Annotated in this window: 17 protein-coding genes; 16 read left to right on the top strand and 1 reads right to left on the bottom strand. The window is 63.6% G+C overall.

Features of this window, described 5'->3' with window-relative positions:
* Positions 1 to 82: 82 nt before the first annotated feature.
* The 4 genes from ABJ196_RS10410 to ABJ196_RS10395 are packed head-to-tail and all read left to right on the top strand — an operon-like array spanning position 83 to position 5,706.
* Complete coding sequence (locus ABJ196_RS10410) at positions 83 to 2,812, top strand: valine--tRNA ligase (protein ID WP_347306876.1); 2,730 nt, start codon at positions 83 to 85, stop codon at positions 2,810 to 2,812.
* Positions 2,812 to 4,356 (top strand): Mur ligase family protein, encoded by a 1,545-nt coding sequence (locus tag ABJ196_RS10405; protein ID WP_347306874.1) that lies wholly within the window; start codon positions 2,812 to 2,814, stop codon positions 4,354 to 4,356. The genes ABJ196_RS10410 and ABJ196_RS10405 overlap by 1 nt, the downstream gene beginning before the upstream one ends.
* Positions 4,357 to 5,196, top strand: coding sequence for a RimK family alpha-L-glutamate ligase (locus tag ABJ196_RS10400; protein ID WP_347306872.1), 840 nt, complete (start codon positions 4,357 to 4,359; stop codon positions 5,194 to 5,196).
* 33 nt (positions 5,197 to 5,229) lie between these two features.
* Positions 5,230 to 5,706 (top strand): DUF4233 domain-containing protein, encoded by a 477-nt coding sequence (locus tag ABJ196_RS10395; protein ID WP_347306870.1) that lies wholly within the window; start codon positions 5,230 to 5,232, stop codon positions 5,704 to 5,706.
* Between the two features lie 88 nt (positions 5,707 to 5,794).
* Here ABJ196_RS10395 and ABJ196_RS10390 read toward each other — a convergent pair whose 3' ends face one another.
* Positions 5,795 to 7,390, bottom strand: a complete 1,596-nt coding sequence (locus tag ABJ196_RS10390) for an FN3 domain-containing metallophosphoesterase family protein (RefSeq protein WP_347306868.1) — start codon at positions 7,388 to 7,390, stop codon at positions 5,795 to 5,797.
* Between the two features lie 207 nt (positions 7,391 to 7,597).
* Here ABJ196_RS10390 and ABJ196_RS10385 point away from each other — a divergent pair, with 207 nt between their 5' ends.
* From ABJ196_RS10385 to ABJ196_RS10330, 12 genes are all read left to right on the top strand, one after another.
* Entirely contained in the window at positions 7,598 to 7,918 is a 321-nt protein-coding gene (locus tag ABJ196_RS10385; protein WP_257054549.1) for a hypothetical protein, read from the top strand.
* 39 nt (positions 7,919 to 7,957) lie between these two features.
* Complete coding sequence (gene ndk / locus ABJ196_RS10380) at positions 7,958 to 8,368, top strand: nucleoside-diphosphate kinase (protein ID WP_066492532.1); 411 nt, start codon at positions 7,958 to 7,960, stop codon at positions 8,366 to 8,368.
* A gap of 235 nt (positions 8,369 to 8,603) precedes the next feature.
* Positions 8,604 to 12,113, top strand: coding sequence for an Rne/Rng family ribonuclease (locus ABJ196_RS10375; RefSeq protein WP_347306865.1), 3,510 nt, complete (start codon positions 8,604 to 8,606; stop codon positions 12,111 to 12,113).
* A 159-nt stretch (positions 12,114 to 12,272) separates the two neighbouring features.
* Positions 12,273 to 12,578 carry a 50S ribosomal protein L21 gene (gene rplU, locus ABJ196_RS10370; protein WP_066492512.1) on the top strand — a complete coding sequence of 102 codons (306 nt, stop codon included), beginning with the start codon at positions 12,273 to 12,275 and terminating at the stop codon, positions 12,576 to 12,578.
* A 40-nt stretch (positions 12,579 to 12,618) separates the two neighbouring features.
* Positions 12,619 to 12,897: a 50S ribosomal protein L27 gene (gene rpmA / locus ABJ196_RS10365; RefSeq protein ID WP_066492511.1), complete on the top strand. Its 279-nt coding sequence runs from the start codon at positions 12,619 to 12,621 to the stop codon at positions 12,895 to 12,897.
* A gap of 115 nt (positions 12,898 to 13,012) precedes the next feature.
* The gene (gene obgE, locus ABJ196_RS10360) at positions 13,013 to 14,533 is read left to right on the top strand and encodes a GTPase ObgE (protein ID WP_347306862.1); all 1,521 of its coding nucleotides are present in this window, start codon (positions 13,013 to 13,015) and stop codon (positions 14,531 to 14,533) included.
* A 60-nt stretch (positions 14,534 to 14,593) separates the two neighbouring features.
* Positions 14,594 to 15,787, top strand: a complete 1,194-nt coding sequence (proB, locus tag ABJ196_RS10355) for a glutamate 5-kinase (protein ID WP_347306860.1) — start codon at positions 14,594 to 14,596, stop codon at positions 15,785 to 15,787.
* Between the two features lie 66 nt (positions 15,788 to 15,853).
* Complete coding sequence (locus tag ABJ196_RS10350) at positions 15,854 to 16,906, top strand: AAA family ATPase (protein ID WP_347306858.1); 1,053 nt, start codon at positions 15,854 to 15,856, stop codon at positions 16,904 to 16,906.
* Positions 16,907 to 16,916: 10 nt separating this feature from the next.
* Complete coding sequence (locus ABJ196_RS10345; protein ID WP_347306856.1) at positions 16,917 to 17,453, top strand: hypothetical protein; 537 nt, start codon at positions 16,917 to 16,919, stop codon at positions 17,451 to 17,453.
* A gap of 92 nt (positions 17,454 to 17,545) precedes the next feature.
* Complete coding sequence (locus ABJ196_RS10340; RefSeq protein WP_347306854.1) at positions 17,546 to 18,439, top strand: D-isomer specific 2-hydroxyacid dehydrogenase family protein; 894 nt, start codon at positions 17,546 to 17,548, stop codon at positions 18,437 to 18,439.
* On the top strand, positions 18,440 to 19,336 hold the full coding sequence (locus tag ABJ196_RS10335; RefSeq protein WP_347306852.1) for a D-isomer specific 2-hydroxyacid dehydrogenase family protein: 897 nt from the start codon (positions 18,440 to 18,442) through the stop codon (positions 19,334 to 19,336).
* A 359-nt stretch (positions 19,337 to 19,695) separates the two neighbouring features.
* The gene (locus tag ABJ196_RS10330; protein ID WP_347306850.1) at positions 19,696 to 20,973 is read left to right on the top strand and encodes a glutamate-5-semialdehyde dehydrogenase; all 1,278 of its coding nucleotides are present in this window, start codon (positions 19,696 to 19,698) and stop codon (positions 20,971 to 20,973) included.
* The last annotated feature ends 145 nt before the right edge of the window (positions 20,974 to 21,118 follow it).

The following is a 21,118-nucleotide window of genomic DNA, read 5'->3' as shown; positions in this document are numbered from 1 at the left end:
AGCGCCGGGCGCGCGCGGGCGGGGGAAAATGCTGGAATGGGGGTAAGAATTCGGCGTTGACGCACAGGGTAGACTTGGCCGGGTGACTGAGCGAAATGACAAGAATTTAGTTGGTACCAACCGCGCCGACGCGCTGCCCAAGTCCTGGGATCCGCAGTCGGTCGAATCTGACCTCTACGAAGGCTGGGTGAAGGCGGGCTACTTCACACCGTCGGCCGAGTCCGAGGCCGAGCCGTATTCCATCGTATTGCCGCCGCCGAACGTCACCGGTCAGCTGCACATGGGCCACGCCTTGGATCACACGCTCATCGACTCGATTATCCGCCGCAAGCGCATGCAGGGCTACGCCACGCTGTGGCTGCCGGGCGCGGACCACGCGGGTATCGCGACCCAGACCAAGGTCGAGGCCAAGCTTAAGGAGACCGAGGGCAAGTCCCGCTGGGACTACGACCGCGAGGAGTTCATTGAGAAGGTCTGGGAGTGGAAGCGCGAGTACGGCGGAACCATCCAGAACCAGATGCGCGCCATCGGCGACTCCGTGGACTGGTCCCGCGAGCGCTTTACGCTTGATGATGGTCTCTCCCGCGCCGTCCAGACCATCTTCAAGCAGCTCTACGACGAGGGCCTGATCTACCAAGCCAACCGCCTGGTCAACTGGTCGCCGGTCCTCGAGACCGCAGTGTCTGACATCGAGGTCGTCTACAAGGACGTCGAGGGCGAGCTCGTCTCCATTCGCTACGGCTCGCTCAATGACGACGAGCCGCACCTCATCGTGGCCACCACCCGTGTCGAGACGATGCTCGGCGACGTCGCCATCGCCGTCCACCCGGACGACGAGCGCTACAAGGCCCTGGTCGGCCAGGAGTTCCCGCACCCGTTCCGCGACGACCTCACGCTCAAGGTCATCGCCGACGACTACGTGGACATGGAATTCGGCACCGGCGCCGTGAAGATCACCCCGGCGCACGACCCGAATGACTACCAGATGGGCCTGCGCCACAACCTGGACATGCCGAACATCATGGATACGACCGGTCACATCGCGAACACGGGCACCCGGTTCGATGGTTTGACCCGCGAAGAGGCCCGAGTGCAGATCCGCGAGGCACTCGCCGAGCAGGGACGCATTGTCAAGGAGATCCGCCCCTACGTCCACTCCGTGGGCCACTCGGAGCGCTCCGGCGAGCCGGTCGAGCCGCGCCTGTCCCTGCAGTGGTTCGTCGCCGTGGAGAAGCTCGCTCAGTACTCCGGAGACGCCGTCCGTGAAGGCGACACCGTCATTCACCCGACTTCGCTTGAGCCGCGTTACTTCGACTGGGTCGATGACATGCACGACTGGTGCATCTCGCGCCAGCTGTGGTGGGGCCACCGTATTCCGATCTGGTACGGCCCGGACGGCGATATCGTGTGCGTCGGCCCGGACGAGGAGCCGCCGGCTGGCTACGTCCAGGACCCCGACGTCCTCGACACCTGGTTCTCCTCCGCGCTGTGGCCGTTCTCCACGTTGGGCTGGCCGGAGAGGACCCCGGACCTGGAGAAGTTCTATCCCACCAACGTGCTCGTCACCGCGTACGACATCCTCTTCTTCTGGGTCGCGCGCATGATGATGTTCGGCACCTTCGCTGGCGCCCACACTCCGGAGCTCCTCGGCGAAGGCAAGGACGGCCGCCCGCAGATTCCGTTCCACGACATCTACCTGCACGGTCTCGTCCGCGACGAGCAGGGCCGCAAGATGTCCAAGTCGCTCGGCAACGGCATCGATCCCATGGACTGGGTCCGCGACTACGGTGCGGACGCCCTGCGCTTCACGCTCGCGCGCGGCGCCAACCCGGGCGTTGACCTGCCGCTGGGCCAGGACGCCGCCGCGGCCTCCCGTAACTTCGCCACGAAGCTCTTCAACGCCACGAAGTTCGCGCTCATGAACGGCGCGGGCGTGGGCGAGCTGCCCGCCCGGGACGCGCTCACGGACGCCGACCGCTGGATCCTCGACCGCGCCGAAGAGGTCCGCGTTCAGGTGGATAAGTACCTGGACGACTACCAGTTCGCCAAGGCCAACGAGCTGCTCTACCACTTCGCGTGGGACGAGCTGTGCGACTGGTACGTCGAGATTGCCAAGACGCAGATCCCGCGCGACTTCGATTCGACAGAAACGTCCGACGCGGAGCGGCTGACCGGCCACAACACCCAGCTCGTCCTGGGCCGCGTCCTCGACGTCGTGCTGCGCCTACTCCACCCGACCATGCCTTTTGTCACCGAGGTCCTGTGGAAGGCACTGACCGGCGGCGAGACCATCGTCATCGCTCCGTGGCCGACCCAGGAGGACACCAACGGTGGGGCCGAGAAGGACGAGGTGGCCGCGCGCCGCATCGCGGATGCGGACAAGCTCATCACGGAGCTGCGCCGCTTCCGCTCGGACCAGGGCGTCAAGCCTTCGCAGAAGGTCCCGGGCCGCCTCGACTTCGCCGCAGCCGATCTGGTGCCGCTCGAGGCCATGATCCGCAACCTCGCCAACACGACCGAGCCGGAAGACGGCTTCGCGCCGTCCGCGTCCATCGAGGTGCGCCTGACCCAGGCCACCGTCGAGGTCGCACTGGATACCTCCGGCAGTGTCGATGTCGAGGCCGAGCGCAAGCGCCTCACCAAGGACCTGGGCAAGGCAGAGAAGGAACTTGAGCAGACTGGCAAGAAGCTCGCCAACGAGGCCTTCCTTTCCAAGGCTCCCGATGCCGTCGTAGAGAAGATCCGCACCCGCCAGCAGGTCGCACAGGAAGAGGTCGAGCGCATTACCGCACGCCTGGAGGCACTCAAGTAGTGGCAGACAAGAAGGACAGCAAGGACGACGAGTTCGAGATCGTCGACGCACTTGCCGAGGGCACCGCGGACAGCCCGGTGGAGATCACCGACTCCGGGCTCACGCTCAACCTCAGCATGGGTTCCGAGGACGAGTACGAGGAGCCCGCGCCCGCGGAGGACACCCCTGAAGAGCTGGCTCAGCTGGCAGCACTCGAGGCGGAACTCAACGCGCGCCCGCGCGAGACGGATCCGAATCCCTCGCTCGACCGCGTGGAGATGCTCCTCGACATCTTGGGCAACCCGGAGAAGACCTTCCCGGCCATCCACATCGCTGGCACGAACGGCAAGACCTCGACCGCCCGCCTTACGGATTCGCTCCTGCGCGCCTTCCACCGCCGCACCGGCCTGTTCACCACGCCGGCGCTGAGTAAGATGACCGAGTGCATCGTCATCGACGGCAATCCCATTCCCGCGCGCGACCTCGTCCGCATCTGGGAGGAGATCGCTCCTTACGTGGCGATGGTCGACGACAAGTTCGCCGGGCACGCCCCGATGAGCAAGTTCGAAGTCCTCGTGGCGCTGGCCTTCGCGGCGTTTGCGGACGCCCCCGTCGACGTCGCCGTCGTCGAGGTTGGCATGGGCGGCACCTGGGATGCCACGAACGTCATCAACGCGGACGTCTCCGTCATCACGCCCATCGGCATGGACCACATGAACTGGCTGGGGGAGACCCTCCCGGAGATCGCTGAGCAGAAGGCCGGTATTATCAAGCCGCGCCCGCACGACGAGGGCTTCGACGCCGGCCCGGACGAGAACATCGCGATCCTCGGCTTGCAGGAGCCCGACGCCATGAAGGTCCTGCTCCAGCGCGCCGTGGACACCGAGTCCGGCGTGGCCCGCGAGGGCTCCGAGTTCGCCGTCGCCGAGTCTGCTGTCGCCGTGGGCGGCCAGCAGCTCATCCTGCGCGGCCTGGGCGGCACCTACGAGGGCATCTTCATTCCGCTCTTCGGCGAGCACCAGGCTCACAACGCGGCCACCGCTCTCGCCGCCGTGGAGGCCTTCTTCGGTGCGCACGCGGGCCACGCCCTCGACATCGCGAGCGTGCGCAACGGCTTCGCCCAAGCCACGGTCCCAGGCCGCCTCGAGCGCCTGCGCGCCAACCCGGCGGTCTTCGTCGACTCCGCGCACAACGCGCACGGCATGCGTTCGCTCGTCGCCGCGCTCGACCGCGACTTCGATTTCGCAGATGTTACCGCCGTCGTGTCTATCTTCGGTGACAAGGACGTCCTCGACATCCTCAAGACACTCGAGCCCGCCGTCAATCGCGTGGTCATTACGCAGAATTCCAACTCGCGCGCCATGGAGATGGAGGAGCTCGCGGAACTCGCCGCCGACGTCTTCGGCGACGAGCGCGTCTACACCGCACACACCCTCCTCGACGCGGTGGACCAGGCCATCGAGCTCGCCGATGAAGACGGCGCCCAGGCCTTCGCGGGCAAGGGCATCATCATCACCGGCTCCGTCGCCACGGCCGGCGAGGCCCGCACCCTCCTGGGAGCGTAGATGGGCTGGCTCGTCCACAACGCGTGGCTCAACTGGCCGGTCTTTGACCGCCAGTTCGGCCTGCTTGAGGACGCCGCCCGCGCCCGCGGGCTCAAGCTGGACCGCGTCACCAATGCCCAGGCCCAGCTTGCCGATGCCCCCTCCTTCGCCCTGGCCTTCGACAAGGACGTCGCACTCCTCCGGCTCCTTGAGGCCCGGGGCACGCGCGTCTTCAACTCCGCCGCGGCCGTCGAGACCTGCGATTCCAAGGCGCTCACGTACCCGGCCCTGCTCGCTGCGGGCGTGCCGCAGCCGGACACGGTGCTCGTGCCGCTGCGCTTTGCCCCGCAGACCGTCTGGGACGAGTACGCCGACGCCGCCATCGACAACCTCGGGCTCCCGCTTGTGGCCAAGCGTGCACGCAGCTCCTGGGGCGCGGGCGTGGAACTAGTCGAGTCCCGCGCCGGACTCCTGGACTTCCTGCGCGGCCTGGGCACGGAGGACGCCGTCCTCCAGCGCTTCATCGCCGCGGCGGCGGGCACGGACGCGCGCCTCTACTTCGTGGGCGATGACCTCGTCGCTGCCATGATCCGCCGCAGCTCCGGCGACTTCCGTGCGAATATCGCAGCCGGCGGCACTGCCGAGGCCTTTGCTCCCGATGCCGCCACCATCGCGGCCGCGCGCAGCGCCATGCGCGCGACCGGCCTCGACTTCGGCGGCATCGACGTGCTCTTCGATGCGGACGGCGCGCCGCTTATCTGCGAGGTCAATTCTAACGCCCAATTCGTGGCGCTCATGGAGACCACCGGCGTCGACGTCGCAGAGGCAATTCTGGACCACGTCGCGGTCCGTATTAATTAGACTTGCCCAGCCGGTTTTGGCAAACTCACTTGCATGACTTCGCGCAACAACAACCGTGACGAACTGCGGGGCAAGCCCCGCGTCGAGTCTGAGTTAAGCCCGCTGGGCATGGGCCACGCTCCGGCCAAAGACCCGCTCAAGCAGTTCACTGGCATGGTGCTGGCTAATGGCCTCACCATGGAGGTCATCACACTGGTCCTCGCCCTGCTGGCGTTGCGCATGCTCTACAACGGCGAGCTGTGGACGACCACCACCATCGCGCTGGTGGGCGCGTGGCTCGCGTTCCACGTCATCATGTTCGCCTTCATGAAGAAGCCGTGGGCGCTCGCGGTCATCTTCGCCGGCCAAATCGTGGGCGCTGCGATGGGCATCTTCATCCACTGGTCTGTGCTCGCCGTTGCCATCATCTTTGCGATGCTGTGGGGATTGGCGCTCTACCTGCGCTCCATCATTGTCGAGCGCATGCGCCGCGGCTACCTCACGACGCAACACCTCGATGCTCCTCAATAGGAACTCCCACGAGAAAGGCACGACACCGAATCTGGTGTCGTGCCTTTCTCGTTGCGCCCTACCGTGCGGCAGTAGAGGCGGAAGTGGATTAGAACTTGATGTTCGGGAGCTTGAGGCCCGGAATCATGCCGTTGAAGGCAGCGAAGGCGCCGCCACCGATAACGGCGAGGATGCCGAGCACGAGCGCGACAATGCCGCCCGTGGATGAACCATTCGCGTCGGCTCCCTTGGAGAAAATGCTCGAGGCGTCGGAGCTGTTGTCGTTGCCGTTCTGGTCATCGTTGTCCGTCGCAGCAGCCTTGGTGAGAGTGAACTCGTCCTCGGTCTCGCCGGTCCAGGCATCGGTGACCTTAAAGGTAAGCGCATCCGGGGTAACCGAGACGTTGGCAAAGTCCGGGGACTGGTCCTGGTCCCAGATTGCCGTGTAGTCGCGGATGGTCTTCTCATCGTTGGAGGTGGCGAAGTCGCTAGCGACGTCCTCATCGCGCTTCTGGGTCTTGTAGTCGTAGAACTGGTAGAACTTCGATCCCGAGGAAGAGTTCATGGCGACGTACTGGACCTCGCCCGGCTTCTTAGCGATGGTCTCACCGGGCTTCGCTTCGTGCTGGTTGTTCACCGGCTCGTAGCCGCGCATGAGGTGGGAGCGGGTGTAGATGTGGTCGTGGCCGCCGAGAACAAGATCGATGTCGAGCTCGGAGATGACCGGGGTGAGGTTATCGCGCCACCACTCAATTTGGCGGTCTTCCATGTGGTACGCCTGCGAGAAGGAGGAGTGGTGGTAAGTGAGGATGACCCAGTCCTTGTCCGCGCCCTGCTCCTTGACGGTGGTACGCAGCCAGTCAATGTCCTCGTTGAGGTCCTCCCAGGAGTTGGAGTCGAGAGAAACCACAAGGGCGTTGTTGTACTCGTACCAGTAGTTTCCGTCAGTGTCATTCGGACGGTTGTAGGTGGCGTTGTACGTGTTCTCATCGCTCATCTCGTGGTTGCCCTTGTTCACGGCAACGCGGGTAGAGCGCATGACGTTTGGGGAGATGAAACCGGAGTTCTCCTGCATGTTGGAGTAGTTGGACTGGTCACCCGCAGAGAGGATGAAGGAGGCGTTCGGCCCCTGAGCCACGGCCTTGGTGACGGCGGCGTCCCAGGACGCGGTTTCCTTGTCCAGGTCATGGGTGACGTAGAGCTGCGGGTCGCCGACGAAGACGAAGTTCCATTCGTCACCGTAGGTGCCGGAATTGAAGGTGTACTCCTGAGACCAACCGTCCTTGTCGGAGCCGACGCGGTAGGTGTACTCGGTGTTCTCAGCGAGGCCAGACAGGGTGGCCTTGTGGGTCGCGGCCTCGGCGTACGCCTCCGGAGCCTCGTCCTTGTAGCCCTCGGTGATGTTGAGCGCGGAGTCGGTCGATGCTGCGGCGACGGTCTGGCCTTCGGCTAGCGCGGTGCCCTTCGGGGCGAACTGGACGGACTGGCCGGACACACCGGCGGCGGTAATCCAGTTGAGGTTGACGGATGCCTCGTCGGTACCGACCTGGAGAACGACGTCCTGCGGGGTGGCGGTGGGGGCAGCGTAAGGCTTGGTGAGGACCTCGAAGCTGGCGGCGCCGGCGACGGGGAGACCGGAGGTGGCGACAGCGACAGAGGTGAGACCGGCGACAAAGCCGGTGAGAAGACGAGAGTTGAAACGCATGGAGGCGACCTTCGTAAAAGTAGAGACGTGGCCCGGGCGAGATGCCGGGATGAGTTGGAAATTACTGCACGCACGCCGCCTTAGCAGCGTTAAGGAAAGCTGAGTTGGTATGAAAGTCCTCGTCGTGGATTTTATGCAACGAGAATCTTCACGAGAAGTTCATTCAGGACACTGTGCGTTTACGCGATCCTGGTTAAGCTGGGCCGCATGCGTTACGTTCTCTTCGCTCTCTCTGCGTTCTTTTGCCTTGCGGCGATAGGCAGCCAACTTTTTGGTGCTCCGCGCCTTGTCGCCGTGGCGTGCATGGTCCTCGCTGCCATAGCGCTCGTCATTGGCCTCGTGCAGCAGGGAAAGACCCTGGAGAAGTCTACGGACAAGGTGCTTACCGAGGAACAAACCGCAGAACTTGAGCGGCTGCTCGACAACGGTCAATTCGGCGTCGCTGTGGGGCAGGTACGCCTGTGGTTCCGGGGCGCCAGCGAGGAAGAAGCAGAGGCGGTTGTGCACTCGCTCGCGCAAGGCCGATAACGTGCGCGCGGAAGCGGGGCGTCATGTACTATGTTCCGCATGACTGAACGTACCCTCATTCTTATCAAGCCGGACGGCGTTGCCAACGGCCACATCGGCGAGATCATCTCCCGCATCGAGCGCAAGGGTCTCAAGCTCACCGCTATGGACCTGCGCGTTGCTGACCGCGAGACCGCAGAGAAGCACTACGCCGAGCACGCAGACAAGCCGTTCTTCGGCGAGCTGGTCGAGTTCATCACCTCCGCTCCGTTGGTTGCTGGCGTTGTCGAGGGCGAGCGTGCCATCGAGGCATGGCGTCAGCTGGCTGGCGGCACCGACCCGGTCTCCAAGGCCACCCCGGGCACCATCCGCGGCGACTTCGCCCTCACCGTTGGCGAGAACGTCGTCCACGGTTCTGACTCCCCGGAGTCCGCAGAGCGCGAGATCGCTATCTGGTTCCCGAACCTCTAAGCCGTACTCCACTACACCGAAGTACACAGCCCAGGCCATGTGCCTGGGCTTTTGGCGTTTTCGTGTCCGCGCGCGGACGAGGGTGCGCCGGGTGTGCCAGAATGGGAGGCACGATACTTCTCGCAGAATGAGAAGCGTCGACAGGCTTTCATACACACCGCTGCCTCGTGTGGCTGCTGCACCGTACAGTGCGCGCCCGGGGAGCGACAAGAGAAAAGGTAAGTGAGTAGCAGAAGTGGCTGCACCGAAGAACTCTAAGACAACTACACAAGACACCGGCTCGCTCAGCGCCGCGGCGAAGCTCATCGCGAAGCTCGACCGCACGCAGTTCGGTCCGAAAACCCGCCTTTATGCCTTGGCCAAGCAGATCGCTCTACCGTCCAGCGCCCTCGTGGGCGTCTTCGCCGAGCAGGGCGTGAAGAAGGCCGCCCAGTCCTCGCTGAGCCCGGACGAGGTTGCCGTGGCTCTCGATGCGATTGTCGCCCAGGCAGCCGCTCCCGCCGCCGAAAAGAAGGCCGAGGAGAAGGCTGAAGACAAGCCCAAGAAGAAGGCTGCCAAGACCTCCGCCGAGAAGGCGCCGAAGAAGACCCAGAAGAAGGCCGCTAAGAAGGCAGAGAAGGCCGAGCCGGAGACTGCTGAGCCCGCCGTCGTTGAGACCGCCGCACCGGCAGCCGAAGAGAAGCCGAAGAAGCGCGCGACGAAGAAGTCCTCCCGTAAGGCAACGCGCAAAGCTGCCACGAAGAAGACCGAAGCGCAGCCTGCTGCCAAGGCAGCCGAGACCGAGCAGCCGGCGGACGCCGAAGACGAGAAGCTGCGCGAGCGCGTGCGGAAGAACGTCGAGAATGAGATCTCCCAGATTGAGACCAAGGTCGAGGCAGAGCTCGAGGAAGAGAAGGCCGAACTCGCCACGGTGCAGGTAGAGACTCCGGAGGAGAAGCCGAAGAAGTCGCGTCGCCGCGCTACGAAGCGCACGAAGAAGTCTGATCAGGCCCAGGCTCACGAGGAGCCGAAGCAGGAGAGCGCCGAGGACGCAGAGAGCGCTGAAGACGCCATGCTGCGCGAGCGCGTGCGCAAGAACGTGGCGAACGAGATCTCCCAGATCGAGGAGAAGGTTGAGGCCGAGCTGGAAGAAGAGCTCGACGATGCCGCTGAAAACACCACCGACGACGCACCCGAGCAGGAGCACGACGAGTCCCACGAGCCAGACATCGAGCAGCTGCACGAGGCGCTGGTGGAGGCCGGTGAAGACTTCGACGAGGACTTCGCGCCTGTCACCCCGAAGCCTGAGACGGACACGCCGGTCGACTACGCGCCGGTCTTTATGGCTCCCACCCCGCGCCGCGGGCGCCGTCGCGCTGTGAAGCGCACCTCCCAGAAGCAGGACCAGCAGCAGGAGCTCCAGCAGCACGAGCAGCATCCGCACGAGAATGAGCACAGCTCGAAGCAGCACGACAAGCAGGACCACCACGACGAGCCCGAGCGCATCGAAGAGCCGCGCGCCATTCGCGGTTCGACGCGTATCGAGGCGCAGAAGCGCCGCCGCCGTGAGATGCGTGAGAAGGGTCGTGAGCGTAAGCACATCGTGAGCCAGGCGGAGTTCCTCGCGCGCCGCGAGTCGGTGGAGCGCACCATGGTCGTGCGCGACAAGGAGCGTACGGACGGTCACGGCACCGTGACGCAGGTGGGTGTGCTTGAAGACGGGCTGCTCGTCGAGCACTTCGTGACCTCTGAGTCGCAGGCGTCGATGATCGGCAATATCTATCTGGGCCGCGTGCAAAACGTGCTGCCGTCCATGGAAGCTGCGTTCGTCGACATCGGACAGGGCCGCAACGGCGTGCTTTATGCCGGCGAGGTCGATTGGCGCCGCACGGGCCTGGGCGGCCGCCAACGCAAGATCGAGCACGCGCTCAAATCGGGTGACCAGATTCTGGTGCAGGTCGCCAAGGACCCGATCGGCGCGAAGGGCGCGCGACTGACCACGCAGATTTCGCTCGCCGGCCGCTACCTCGTCTACGTGCCGGGTGGGCGCAATGCGGGTATCTCCCGCAAACTGCCGGTCCCGGAGCGCAAGCGTCTCAAGGAGATCTTGAACCGCGTCGTGCCGGATGATGGCGGCGCAATCATTCGCACGGCCGCGGAGAATGTCTCCGAGGAAGCCATCGGCACGGACGTGCGTCGTCTGCACACGCTGTGGGAGGACATTACCGAGCGCGCGAATAAAGAAAAGAATTCCAAGGGCGCCAAGCCGGTCACGCTCTACGAGGAGCCGGACCTGCTCGTCAAGGTCGTGCGCGACCTCTTCAACGAAGATTTCAGCCACCTAGTCGTCGACGGCCGCCGTTCCTACAACACGGTGGATCACTACGTGCAGTCCGTGGCGCCGGATCTCGCGGACCGCGTGGAGCGTTTCGACCGCCGTGAGCACGGCGGGGCAGACGCGTTTGAGACCTTCCGCATCGACGAGCAGCTCCACAAGGCGCTCAGCCGCAAAGTCTGGCTGCCGTCGGGCGGCACGCTCGTCATTGACCGCACCGAGGCCATGACCGTCATCGACGTCAACACCGGTAAGTTCACCGGCTCGGGCGGCAACCTTGAGGAGACAGTGACGCGCAACAACCTGGAGGCTGCCGAGGAAATCGTGCGCCAGATGCGTCTGCGCGACATGGGCGGCATGATCGTCGTCGACTTCATTGATATGGTCCTGCCGGAAAACCAGGACTTAGTCCTGCGCCGCCTCAAGGAGGCTCTGGGCCGCGACCGCACGCGCCATCAGGTCTCTGAGGTCACCTCGCTGGGCCTCGTCCAGATGACGCGCAAGCGCCTGGGGACCGGCCTTATCGAGACCTTCTCCACCGAGTGCGAGGCCTGCCACGGCCGCGGGCTTATCATCCACGAATACCCCGTGGACGAGTCCGAGACGGAGCACCACCACGGCCGCAGCAAGCGTAAGCGCCCCGCGAAGCCGGACCACCCGGCCGCCAAGGCCATGCATGCCGAGCACAAGAACGAGCAGCGCGACGACGAGCACGAGAACAAGCGCGAGGACAAGCCTTCGCTCGAGGACCTCGCGGCCTCCGTCGTTGCGGGCGGCCACCACGCGAAGGAAGATGACCACGAGGAGCGCAAGCCCCAGCGTCGCCGTCGCCGTGGCTCGCGCGGCAGCAACCGCGGCCGCGACAAGCGTGAGGAGCAGAAGCAGGAGGTCGACGCCGCGGAGATCGCGTACGCGGCCGCCGAACGCGCCGAAGACCTCGACGACGTTCAGGAATTCCAATCGCATATTCCGGACGAAGAACACGTCTCCGCGAACGCAGAGACGACCCCAGAAAAGACCTACGAGGAGGCCCTCGCCGAGTTCGAGGCCTCCCCGCGCCGCAAACGCCGCACCCGCGGCAACTCGCGTTCGGACCGCAAGCCCCGCCGCGAGGACTTCCAGCGTGCGCCTGAGCCTTCCGATGCCTCCTCGCAGCAGCCTGTGCAGGAGTCCCCGGCCGAGATCCGTACCGTGAGCTCGCGTGGGCGTCGCCGTGCGGTGCGCCGCGCTACGCGCAGGCAGGCACAGGCTCAGCCAGAGGCCCAGCCTAAGGAGACGGTGGAGAAGCAGCCGACGGAGGAGAAGAGGGCATCGGCAAGCTCGCGCAGACGCCGGCGCGCTGTGAAGCGCTCCGTGAAGACGAGCGAACCACAGGCTGTCGAAGGCTCGCGTGGCCGGAGGCGTGCGGCGCGTCGCAACCGCGGTTTGTAATTTAGACGGTGTACGGGGTAGTCTTTGACAGTCGCTGTTTAGGCTTGAGTCAAGCGCTGCATCACCGTGCGCGCGAGAGCCTCAAACGCAATGTAATTTTAATGTCCATTCAGGGCCCGACCGGGTCCTGAGCCGAGTTTAGATAAGGGGTAGCCCTCTATGTACGCGATCGTCAAGACCGGCGGCAAGCAGTACAAGGTTGCTGAAGGTGACCTCGTCAAGGTCGAGAAGATCGAGGGTGAGCCGGGTTCGTCCGTGGCTCTCACCCCGGTTCTGCTCGTCGATGGCGCAACCGTCAAGGCAAAGGCCGCTGACCTGGAGAAGGTCTCCGTCTCTGCAGAGATCGTCGAGCAGGGCAAGGGCCCGAAGATCGACATCCTCAAGTACAAGAACAAGACCGGATACAAGAAGCGTCAGGGCCACCGCCAGCCGGTAACCACCCTGAAGATCACCGGTATCAAGTAAGCCTCAACCGGCTTTTATACCCTTAAAGGAGGGAAACCACATGGCACACAAGAAGGGTGCTTCCAGCTCCAGCAACGGTCGCGATTCCAACCCGCAGTACCTCGGCGTTAAGCGCTTCGGTGGTCAGCAGGTCAAGGCCGGCGAGATCCTCGTTCGCCAGCGCGGCACCAAGTTCCACCCGGGCGAGAACGTCGGCCGCGGTGGCGACGACACGCTGTTCGCTCTCGAGGCTGGCTCCGTCCAGTTCGGCATCAAGCGCAACCGTCGCATTGTGAACATCGTGCCGGCCGAGCAGGCCGCTGCTGAGGCTTCTGCCTAAGCGTTCACGCTTTCAAGGCCCGGGGCTCCCGCTTAAGTGGGAGGCTCGGGTCTTTGTTTATCTCCACTAGACTGGCGTCTAGTTTTCTTTGATTTTTAATTCCGGAAGGATTTCCATGGCACGCTTTATTGACCGCGTGGTGCTCCACCTGCAGGCGGGCGACGGCGGACACGGCTGTTCGTCCGTCCACCGCGAGAAGTTCAAGCCTCTGGGCGGCCCCGACGGCGGCAATGGTGGCCACGGTGGCGATATCGTGCTCGAGGTCTCCTCGCAGATCCACACGCTCATGGACTTCCACTACCGCCCGCACATCAAGGCTGGCCGTGGCGCGAATGGCGCGGGCGACTGGCGCAATGGTGCGCGCGGCGAGGACCTCATCCTGGAAATTCCTGCCGGCACCGTGGTCTACAACGAGAAGGGGGAGATGCTCGCGGACCTGACCGTCCCGGGCACCCGGTTCATCGCGGCTGAGGGCGGCTTTGGTGGCCTGGGCAACGCGGCGCTGGCCTCCGCGCAGCGCAAGGCCCCGGGCTTCGCGCTGAAGGGCGAGCCGGGCGAGGCACACGATCTCGTGCTCGAACTCAAGTCCATGGCGGATGTGGGCCTCGTGGGCTTCCCGTCTGCGGGCAAGTCCTCGCTGATTTCCGTGCTCTCTGCCGCGAAGCCGAAGATTGGCGACTACCCATTTACCACGCTGCAGCCAAACCTCGGCGTGGTCGATATGGGCTACGAGTCCTTCACCATCGCCGACGTTCCGGGCCTTATCCCGGGCGCCGCCGAGGGCAAGGGTTTGGGCCTCGACTTCCTGCGCCACATCGAGCGCACCGCGGTGCTCGCGCACGTCGTCGACGTCGCGACGCTGGAGCCGGGCCGCGACCCCATCTCCGATATCGAGGCCTTGGAGAAGGAACTGTCCAACTACCAGGATCTGCTGGAACAGGACACCGGCCTGGGCGACCTGCGCGAGCGCCCGCGCATTGTCATGCTCAACAAGGCGGATATCCCGGAGGCTCTGGAGCTTGCCGAGTTCCTCAAGGAAGACATTGAGAAGCAATTTGGCTGGCCTGTCTTCATCATCTCGGCCGTGGCACACACTGGTCTGGATCCCCTCAAGTACAAGCTGCTGGAGATGGTGCAGCAACACCGCAAGTCTCAGCCCAAGGTCAAGGTGGACAAGGAACACACCATCATTCGTCCTAAGTCGGCGAAGAAGGCCCGCTTTGCGGACTTCACGGTGCGCAAAGATCCGGAGATCGAGGGCGGCTTCATTGTCGAGGGCGAGAAGATCGACCGCTGGATTACCCAGACCGACTTCGAAAACGACGAGGCCGTGGGCTACCTCGCCGACCGCCTCGCCAAGGCCGGCGTCGAGGACGAGTTGCGCGACCAGGGTGCGGTGGAAGGCTGCCCGGTGACCATCGGCGGCATTACCTTCGAGTGGGAGCCGATGACTGGCGGCAAGGCGACCAACGCCGGCCGCGGCTTCGACGGCCGTCTCCTCGGTACCGACCGTGTCTCCGCCGCAGAGCGTAAGCGCGCCTCGCAGGCACGCCGTGGTCTTATCGACGAATACGACTTCGGTACCGACGAAGAAGTCACGCGTGAAGGTGCCAACAAGGACCGCTGGCAAGGATAACGCGCCCGCGTGCTCGCCGAGAACAGGGGCGCCTGAACGGAAGAGGTATAGTTTCGCTTCATGAGCTATCCGCTTCCCTTAAGTCCCTTCGACGGCGAACCCATCGTGCCGGAGCACCATGCCCCGCGCGGGCCGTTGCAGTCGCCGCTGCGTGAGGAACTGAGCCGGGCGAAGCGAATCGTGGTGAAGATCGGCAGCTCTTCACTCACCAAGGAGGACAGCTTCATCACCTCGACGGAGAAGATCAACCACATCGTCGACGCCATCGTGACGCGCATGGGCACGTCGGACATTATTCTGGTTTCCTCCGGCGCCGTCGCCGCGGGCATGGGGCCACTCGGCCTGAGCAAGCGCCCGAGCGATCTCGCGACTAAGCAGGCCGCGGCTGCCGTCGGCCAGATCCACCTTGCTTATGAGTGGGGAGTGTCTTTCGCCCGCTACAACCGTTCCGTCGCGCAGGTCCTGCTCACCGCCTCCGATATCGGTGCCCGCGACCGTGCCCGCAACGCCCAGCGCACCCTCGATCGCCTGCGCCAACTGCGCACGGTGCCCATCGTCAACGAGAATGACACCGTCGCCACCTCCGAGATGCACTTCGGCGACAACGATCGCCTCTCCGCGCTCGTCGCCAACCTGGTGGGCGCGGATGCGCTCTTTCTCTTCTCCGACGTCGATGGCCTCTACGACAAGAACCCGTCCGAGCCCGGCGCCCGCTTTATCGAGGAGGTCCGCACGGGCAAAGACCTCAACGGCGTGACCGCTGGCGACGGCGGCCGCGTGGGCACCGGTGGCATGGCCACCAAGGTCTCCGCTGCGCGCCTGGCCACCCGCGGCGGCATTCCCGTCCTGCTCACCTCGGCCGACAATATCGATGCCGCGCTTGCCGATGCCTCCGTGGGCACCGTCTTCCATACCCGCGAGGAACGCAGGCTTTCCGCGTGGAAATTCTGGGCCCTCTACTGCGCCGATACCGGCGGCGCCGTGCGCCTCGACGCCGGCGCGGTCAAGGCCGTGACCGCCGGCGGCAACTCGTTGCTCGCCGTCGGCATCACTGAGGTCATTGGTGAGTTCCACGCGGGCGAGATCATCGACATCCTTGGCCCCGACGGCGAAATCATCGGACGCGGTGAGGTCGGCATGGATGCCGGCGTCCTTCGCGGCCTCCAAGGCCTCCATACCGTCGAGCTCCCTGAGGAATACCGCCGTCCCGTCGTCCACGCGGACTACCTCTCTAACTTCGCGTCCCGCATTTAGATTGGGTCGCGGATTTTTCCTCGGAGTTGTTGCTAGTTTCCTTGTTTGACCCCATATACTCTCTGTATGGCTCGCTATCCCATTGACAACGTCAAAATCAAGGAATTTGGCCCGTTTCGAGATGCAAACGTCGCGTTGAGCAGCGGTCTCAACGTCATTGTCGGCAATAATGGGGCGGGTAAATCGCAGCTTCTGAAGCTCCTGTACTCCTGTGCAGAGGTGGTACATGGTTCTGAGTCATTCACTAAGAAGGAACTCAACGTTGCACTGGCAAGCAAGCTAAAAGGGGTCTTCCGCCCGGACAAATTAGGACGATTGACCCGCCGTCGTACTGGTCGAACCACCGCGGAGGTCTCCCTTAAGTTCAGAGGAATTGCAGAGCCGCTTGCTTTCAATTTTTCTAATCTCGCCTCAAAAGAGGTTTCAGTGGAAAAGGTTCCCAATGCGCGCTTGGAGGATCAACCTGTTTACCTACCCCCTCATGAGTTGTTGACCTTAAGCGCAAGTTTTGTGTCACTCTTTGATCAATATGGGCTTGATTTTGATGAAACGTGGCGAGACACGGTGAGTCTGCTGCTCGTACCTGCCTTGCGTGGACCTCGCGGTGAGCAAGCTTCTCAGGTACTCGGGCCATTTACGGACTTGCTTGAAGGCGGAAAGGTTTCTGAAAACAACGGTAGGTTTTACCTCAGTCAGCCGGGAATTGGAAATCTCGAAGCACCTCTACTCGCTGAAGGTCATCGTAAACTTGCGATGATCGTGCGGCTTATCGCCAACGGTCAGTTGCTTGAAGGCGGCTATCTCTTTTGGGACGAACCGGAAGCAAATCTTAATCCGGCCTCGCAGAAGGCGGTGTGCCAGGCACTGTTGTACCTTGCAGAATCTGGTGCCCAGGTTTTTGTGGCAACACACAGTTCTTACTTGTTACGCGAATTGCAGATGTCAGAATCTACTGCGGACATCAATTACATCGGCTTGTCTCGACAGACCCCGGTTGAGAGCCCTCAGGACACTGTCGCGCACGTTACTGCCGAATCAAGTTCGGAACTTGAAGAGTTGTCGTTTATTGCTTCATTGGATGCAGAGGCGCAGCAAGCCGAGCGATTCTTAGCGTGGTAGGGGGCTGACGATGGCGGAGTACAAGGTAGAAGATGTATTCTTCGAGTTCCCAGATGACTGGACAGTAGAGCTCTTTGACACCTGGAAGAAGTACTCAAAAGTGTCGGGGATGGTGGGCGCCAAAGGGTGCGACATACTTGCTAGTGACGGCTCGACGCTGTGGATCGTGGAAGTCAAAGATTACACGTACGAGTCTGCTCGGCCGCCTTCGGACCTTGACGTCATCGTTGGTCAGAAAGCCTTGGGAACCATGGGGCTGCTCTATTCCTTGCAACGGTCCGCATACGGCGGCCACGAAATAGAGCGAGCACAGGAATTCGCTCAAGCCACGGAACTCCGGCTCGCTCTGCACGTAGAGCTGAAAGATGGGGGTCAAAAGAGCAGATATCTTCCGCGCGACCTTGCGCCCATCAAAACCAAACTATCGAGAGTTGCCAAGGCGCTAGGCATTGTCAAAGTTGAGATTTCATCTAGCCTCATTGCGCACCAAGCCCCGTGGACGACGTGGCGTGATCCGGCGGCAAGGGGGAACCACCGGGATCGTTGATGAACCCCGAGAGGGCGCCTTGAGCGGGTGAGGAAGCACGAAAATTAAGAAAGTCCGTGTTCCGGGGCGAGCGCACGTATTAGGGTGGGGCCATGAAGTTTTATATGCCGCGCCCGTGGGACGAGACGATTGCAGACATCGAGCGTGCTGGACACGAGCACGTGGGGCTCGAGGAGGCCGAGGTCTACATCAATACGGATCCGCGTCCGGACCGCATCCCGGCGATGCCCGCGAATATCCAGTGGGTGCAACATTGTTATACCGGCGTCAACCAGCTCATCGACGCCGGCATCATCACTGCGGGCGGCCTGCCGTGGTGCAATGCAGCTGGCGCGTTCGCCGAGCCCGTCGCCGAATCCGCATTAGGGCTCATGCTCTCCGCGGCGCATCACCACAAGGCCTTTGCCCAGGCCGCGACGTGGGACGTTGCGCGGGAGCTCGATAAGTCCCAAGCGTGGCTCTACGCCCAGGGGCGGCCGCGGGAGGTGGCGATCGTGGGCGCTGGGGGCATCGGCAAGCGGTTGGCGGAGCTCCTGCGACCGTTTGATGTCAACCTCACGGAGGTGACGCGAACTGGCCCGGTGACGCTGAACGACGTGCAGTGGGAGCAGTTCGATTTCGTCGTGTCGATTCTGCCACTCACACCGGCGACGGAGGGATTCTTCAATGAGGAAATCTTCGCGGCGATGAAGGTTTCGGCGGTGTTCGTTAACGTGGGGCGCGGCGCGACCGTTGTCACCGAGCACCTGGTGGCGGCACTACGCGAGGGACAGATCGCTGCGGCGGGGCTCGAGGTCGTGGACCCAGAGCCGCTGCCGGACGGCCATCCGCTCTACCAGTTGCCCAATTGCGTGATGACTCCGCACATGGCGGCGTCGAAACAGGTGGCGACGTTCCACGTGGGAAAGATTTTTAATGCCAACGCCGCGGCGTGGGAGGCTGGCGAAGCGATGCCCACCCGCGTCAACGTGAAAGAAGGATACTAAATGAAATACGCCATTATCCCGGAGCCGTGGGAAGAGACCATCGAGGCGCTGGACGCCGCGGGCCACGAGCGCGTCGAGCTTAAGGACGCAGAGTTCCTTGTCTTCAACGGCCAGCCGGATGACTTCCCGGAGTTGCCGGAGTCCATCGGATTCGTACAGGTGCCCTTTGCAGGCGTGGACCATATCCTGGACCTCATTCGCTCTACGGACGTGCGCTGGTCGAATGCGGCGGGGCTCTATGACTCGACGGTGGCCGAGTCCACGATTGCACTGCTTTTGGCGCAGCTGCATGCGCACAAGCGGGTCGACACGTGGGAAAACCGCGACGAGGTGGAAGCGCACACGTCCTTCCTCTTTGAGGACAAGACGGTGGCGATCCTCGGCGCGGGCGGGATTGGCAAGAGACTCATCGAGATGCTTTCCGGGTTTGGTGTGAAGATTATTGCGGTCAATCGCTCGGGTCGCCCGGTGGACGGCGCGGAGACGGTGCCGTTTAGCGAGCTCGAGTCGGTGTGGCCGCGCGCGGACTACTTTGTATTCCTCGCGCCGCTCACGAACGAGACGAAACACATGGGGAACGCGGCGGCGTTCAAGGCGATGCCCTCGCACGCGGTGGTGGTCAACGTGGGACGCGGGCCGCTCATCGATACGTCAGAGTTGATCGAGGCGTTGAACGCCGGCGAGATCGCCGGCGCGGCCTTGGACGTCACAGACCCGGAACCGCTGCCGACGGACAGTCCGCTGTGGGACATGCCTCATGTGGTCATCACGCCGCACCTGGCGAATCCGCCGTACTCGGTACGCCGCCGGATTGGCGAGCACACCGTCCGCGTGGCCGAGGCGTACGCGGCAGGGGAGCCGCTGCCCACGGAGGTGGACCCGGAGGCTGGCTACTAAAGCGGCAGCGCGCCGGAGGAACCTGGCCGACTCTATCTGAAGGAGGACCTCGACGCCGGTGGGCAGACCTGTTGATGAGTACGGGCTTGCCACTACGGCGGGCGCCGGAGATGAGCGCGGTGCACCACGGGGTGCCGGGTCCTTCGGCGAGAGCCAACTCGAACGCCGAGAGCTCTGCGCCGCGTCCAGCGAAGACCGTAGGGCAACGGCCACATGCGGGATGGAAGGAAGTGCGAGCAGGGGACGTCATGGGTTCAAAGTCCAACGTTGGGTATTGAGGCTATTTCGGCTTTGGATGGATATTTCGGGCTGCATGATTCGGGCGAGCGGGTGGTGCCGCTGTATTAGACTCTGTCTTCATGAGCATGACACGTGAAGCAGAGCGCGCGGCGGTCCTGGACAAGGCGCGCGCCGCGAAGGCCGTTGCCCCGACCATTGCGCAGCTGACCACGCCAGCGAAGAACGCGCTGCTGCGTGCGGCGGCGGATCATTTGGTCGCGCACACGGCGGATATCCTCGCGGCGAACGCGAAGGACATCGAGGCAGGAAAGCTCGCGGGGCTCACGCCGGCGTTCGTCGACCGGTTGGCGCTCGATGCGGGGCGCATCGAGGGGATTGCGGGCGGCCTGCGCCAGGTCGCGAGCCTCAACGATCCGGTAGGAGAGGTCCTGCGCGGCCACACGCTCGATAACGGAATCCAGATGAAGCAGGTGCGCGTGCCGCTCGGAGTTATGGGCATGGTCTACGAGGCGCGCCCCAACGTCACGGTCGACGCTTTTGGGCTCGCGCTCAAGTCGGGCAACGTGGCGCTGCTGCGCGGCTCGAAGACGGCGTTCAACTCGAATGAGATTCTCGTGGCGCTGCTCCAAGACGTGCTCGCGGAGCATGATCTGCCGCGCGAGGCCGTGCAGCTGCTGCCGTGCGAATCGCATGACTCGGTCCACGACCTCATCACGGCGCGTGGGCTCGTCGACGTGGTCATCCCGCGCGGCTCGGCGCGGCTGATCAACGCGGTGGTGGAGAACGCGACGGTCCCGGCCATCGAGACGGGCACGGGTAACTGCCACTTCTACGTCGATAAGAGCGCGGATGTGGACAAGGCGATTGCGATGGTCATCAATGGCAAGACGCGTCGGCCGTCCGTGTGTAACTCCACGGAGACGGTGCTCCTCGACGCGGCGCTGCCGGACGAGGAGAAGCTGCGCATCATCGCGGCGCTGCAGGTCGCGGGCGTGACCATTCACGGGCGCGTGGCGGAGCTCGAGGGCTTCGGAGTGAACAATGCGCTCGAGGCGACCGAAGAAGAGTGGGCGAACGAGGCGCTGTCGCTGGATATCTGCGCGGCGGTCGTCGAGGGCGTCGACGGCGCGATTGCCCATATCGCTCGGTACACGACGGGACATACGGAGGCCGTCGCCGCGCAGGACGCCGATGTCCTCATGAAGTTTGCCAACGAGGTCGACGCGGCGGCGGTCATGCTCAACGCGTCGACGGCGTTCACAGACGGCGAGGTCTACGGCATGGGCGCGGAGATTGGTATTTCCACGCAGAAGCTGCACGCGCGTGGGCCCATGGCGCTGCCGGAGCTCACCTCGACAAAGTGGATCCTGCAGGGATCCGGACAGACGAGGCCGTAGATGAAACGCGTGCTCTGTGCGGTGGTAGCATCCGTGCTCTCCGCCGCCGCGGCAGCGGCGGCGGTGCCGGGGGGTGTTCCTATATAGGTTGTCAACTCCGTGGGTGAGGTTGTTGGGGGTGTGAAGGGTTTCTGCTTCACGCTGC

Origin of the sequence: Corynebacterium sp. SA-MJD20WY100 (assembly GCF_039822565.1) — a bacterium.
GTDB lineage: Bacteria > Actinomycetota > Actinomycetes > Mycobacteriales > Mycobacteriaceae > Corynebacterium > Corynebacterium phoceense_A.
This window is presented reverse-complemented; position numbering and strand designations above follow the sequence as displayed.

What these genes read in the sequence shown, in the direction of transcription:
- ABJ196_RS10400 (WP_347306872.1), top strand. Translation starts at nt 4,357, where the DNA reads ATGGGCTGGCTCGTCCACAACGCGTGGCTCAACTGGCCGGTCTTTGAC.
- ABJ196_RS10395 (WP_347306870.1), top strand. Translation starts at nt 5,230, where the DNA reads ATGACTTCGCGCAACAACAACCGTGACGAACTGCGGGGCAAGCCCCGC.
- ABJ196_RS10390 (WP_347306868.1), bottom strand. Translation starts at nt 7,390, where the DNA reads ATGCGTTTCAACTCTCGTCTTCTCACCGGCTTTGTCGCCGGTCTCACC.
- ABJ196_RS10385 (WP_257054549.1), top strand. Translation starts at nt 7,598, where the DNA reads ATGCGTTACGTTCTCTTCGCTCTCTCTGCGTTCTTTTGCCTTGCGGCG.
- ndk (WP_066492532.1), top strand. Translation starts at nt 7,958, where the DNA reads ATGACTGAACGTACCCTCATTCTTATCAAGCCGGACGGCGTTGCCAAC.
- rplU (WP_066492512.1), top strand. Translation starts at nt 12,273, where the DNA reads ATGTACGCGATCGTCAAGACCGGCGGCAAGCAGTACAAGGTTGCTGAA.
- rpmA (WP_066492511.1), top strand. Translation starts at nt 12,619, where the DNA reads ATGGCACACAAGAAGGGTGCTTCCAGCTCCAGCAACGGTCGCGATTCC.
- obgE (WP_347306862.1), top strand. Translation starts at nt 13,013, where the DNA reads ATGGCACGCTTTATTGACCGCGTGGTGCTCCACCTGCAGGCGGGCGAC.
- proB (WP_347306860.1), top strand. Translation starts at nt 14,594, where the DNA reads ATGAGCTATCCGCTTCCCTTAAGTCCCTTCGACGGCGAACCCATCGTG.
- ABJ196_RS10350 (WP_347306858.1), top strand. Translation starts at nt 15,854, where the DNA reads ATGGCTCGCTATCCCATTGACAACGTCAAAATCAAGGAATTTGGCCCG.
- ABJ196_RS10345 (WP_347306856.1), top strand. Translation starts at nt 16,917, where the DNA reads ATGGCGGAGTACAAGGTAGAAGATGTATTCTTCGAGTTCCCAGATGAC.
- ABJ196_RS10340 (WP_347306854.1), top strand. Translation starts at nt 17,546, where the DNA reads ATGAAGTTTTATATGCCGCGCCCGTGGGACGAGACGATTGCAGACATC.
- ABJ196_RS10335 (WP_347306852.1), top strand. Translation starts at nt 18,440, where the DNA reads ATGAAATACGCCATTATCCCGGAGCCGTGGGAAGAGACCATCGAGGCG.
- ABJ196_RS10330 (WP_347306850.1), top strand. Translation starts at nt 19,696, where the DNA reads ATGAGCATGACACGTGAAGCAGAGCGCGCGGCGGTCCTGGACAAGGCG.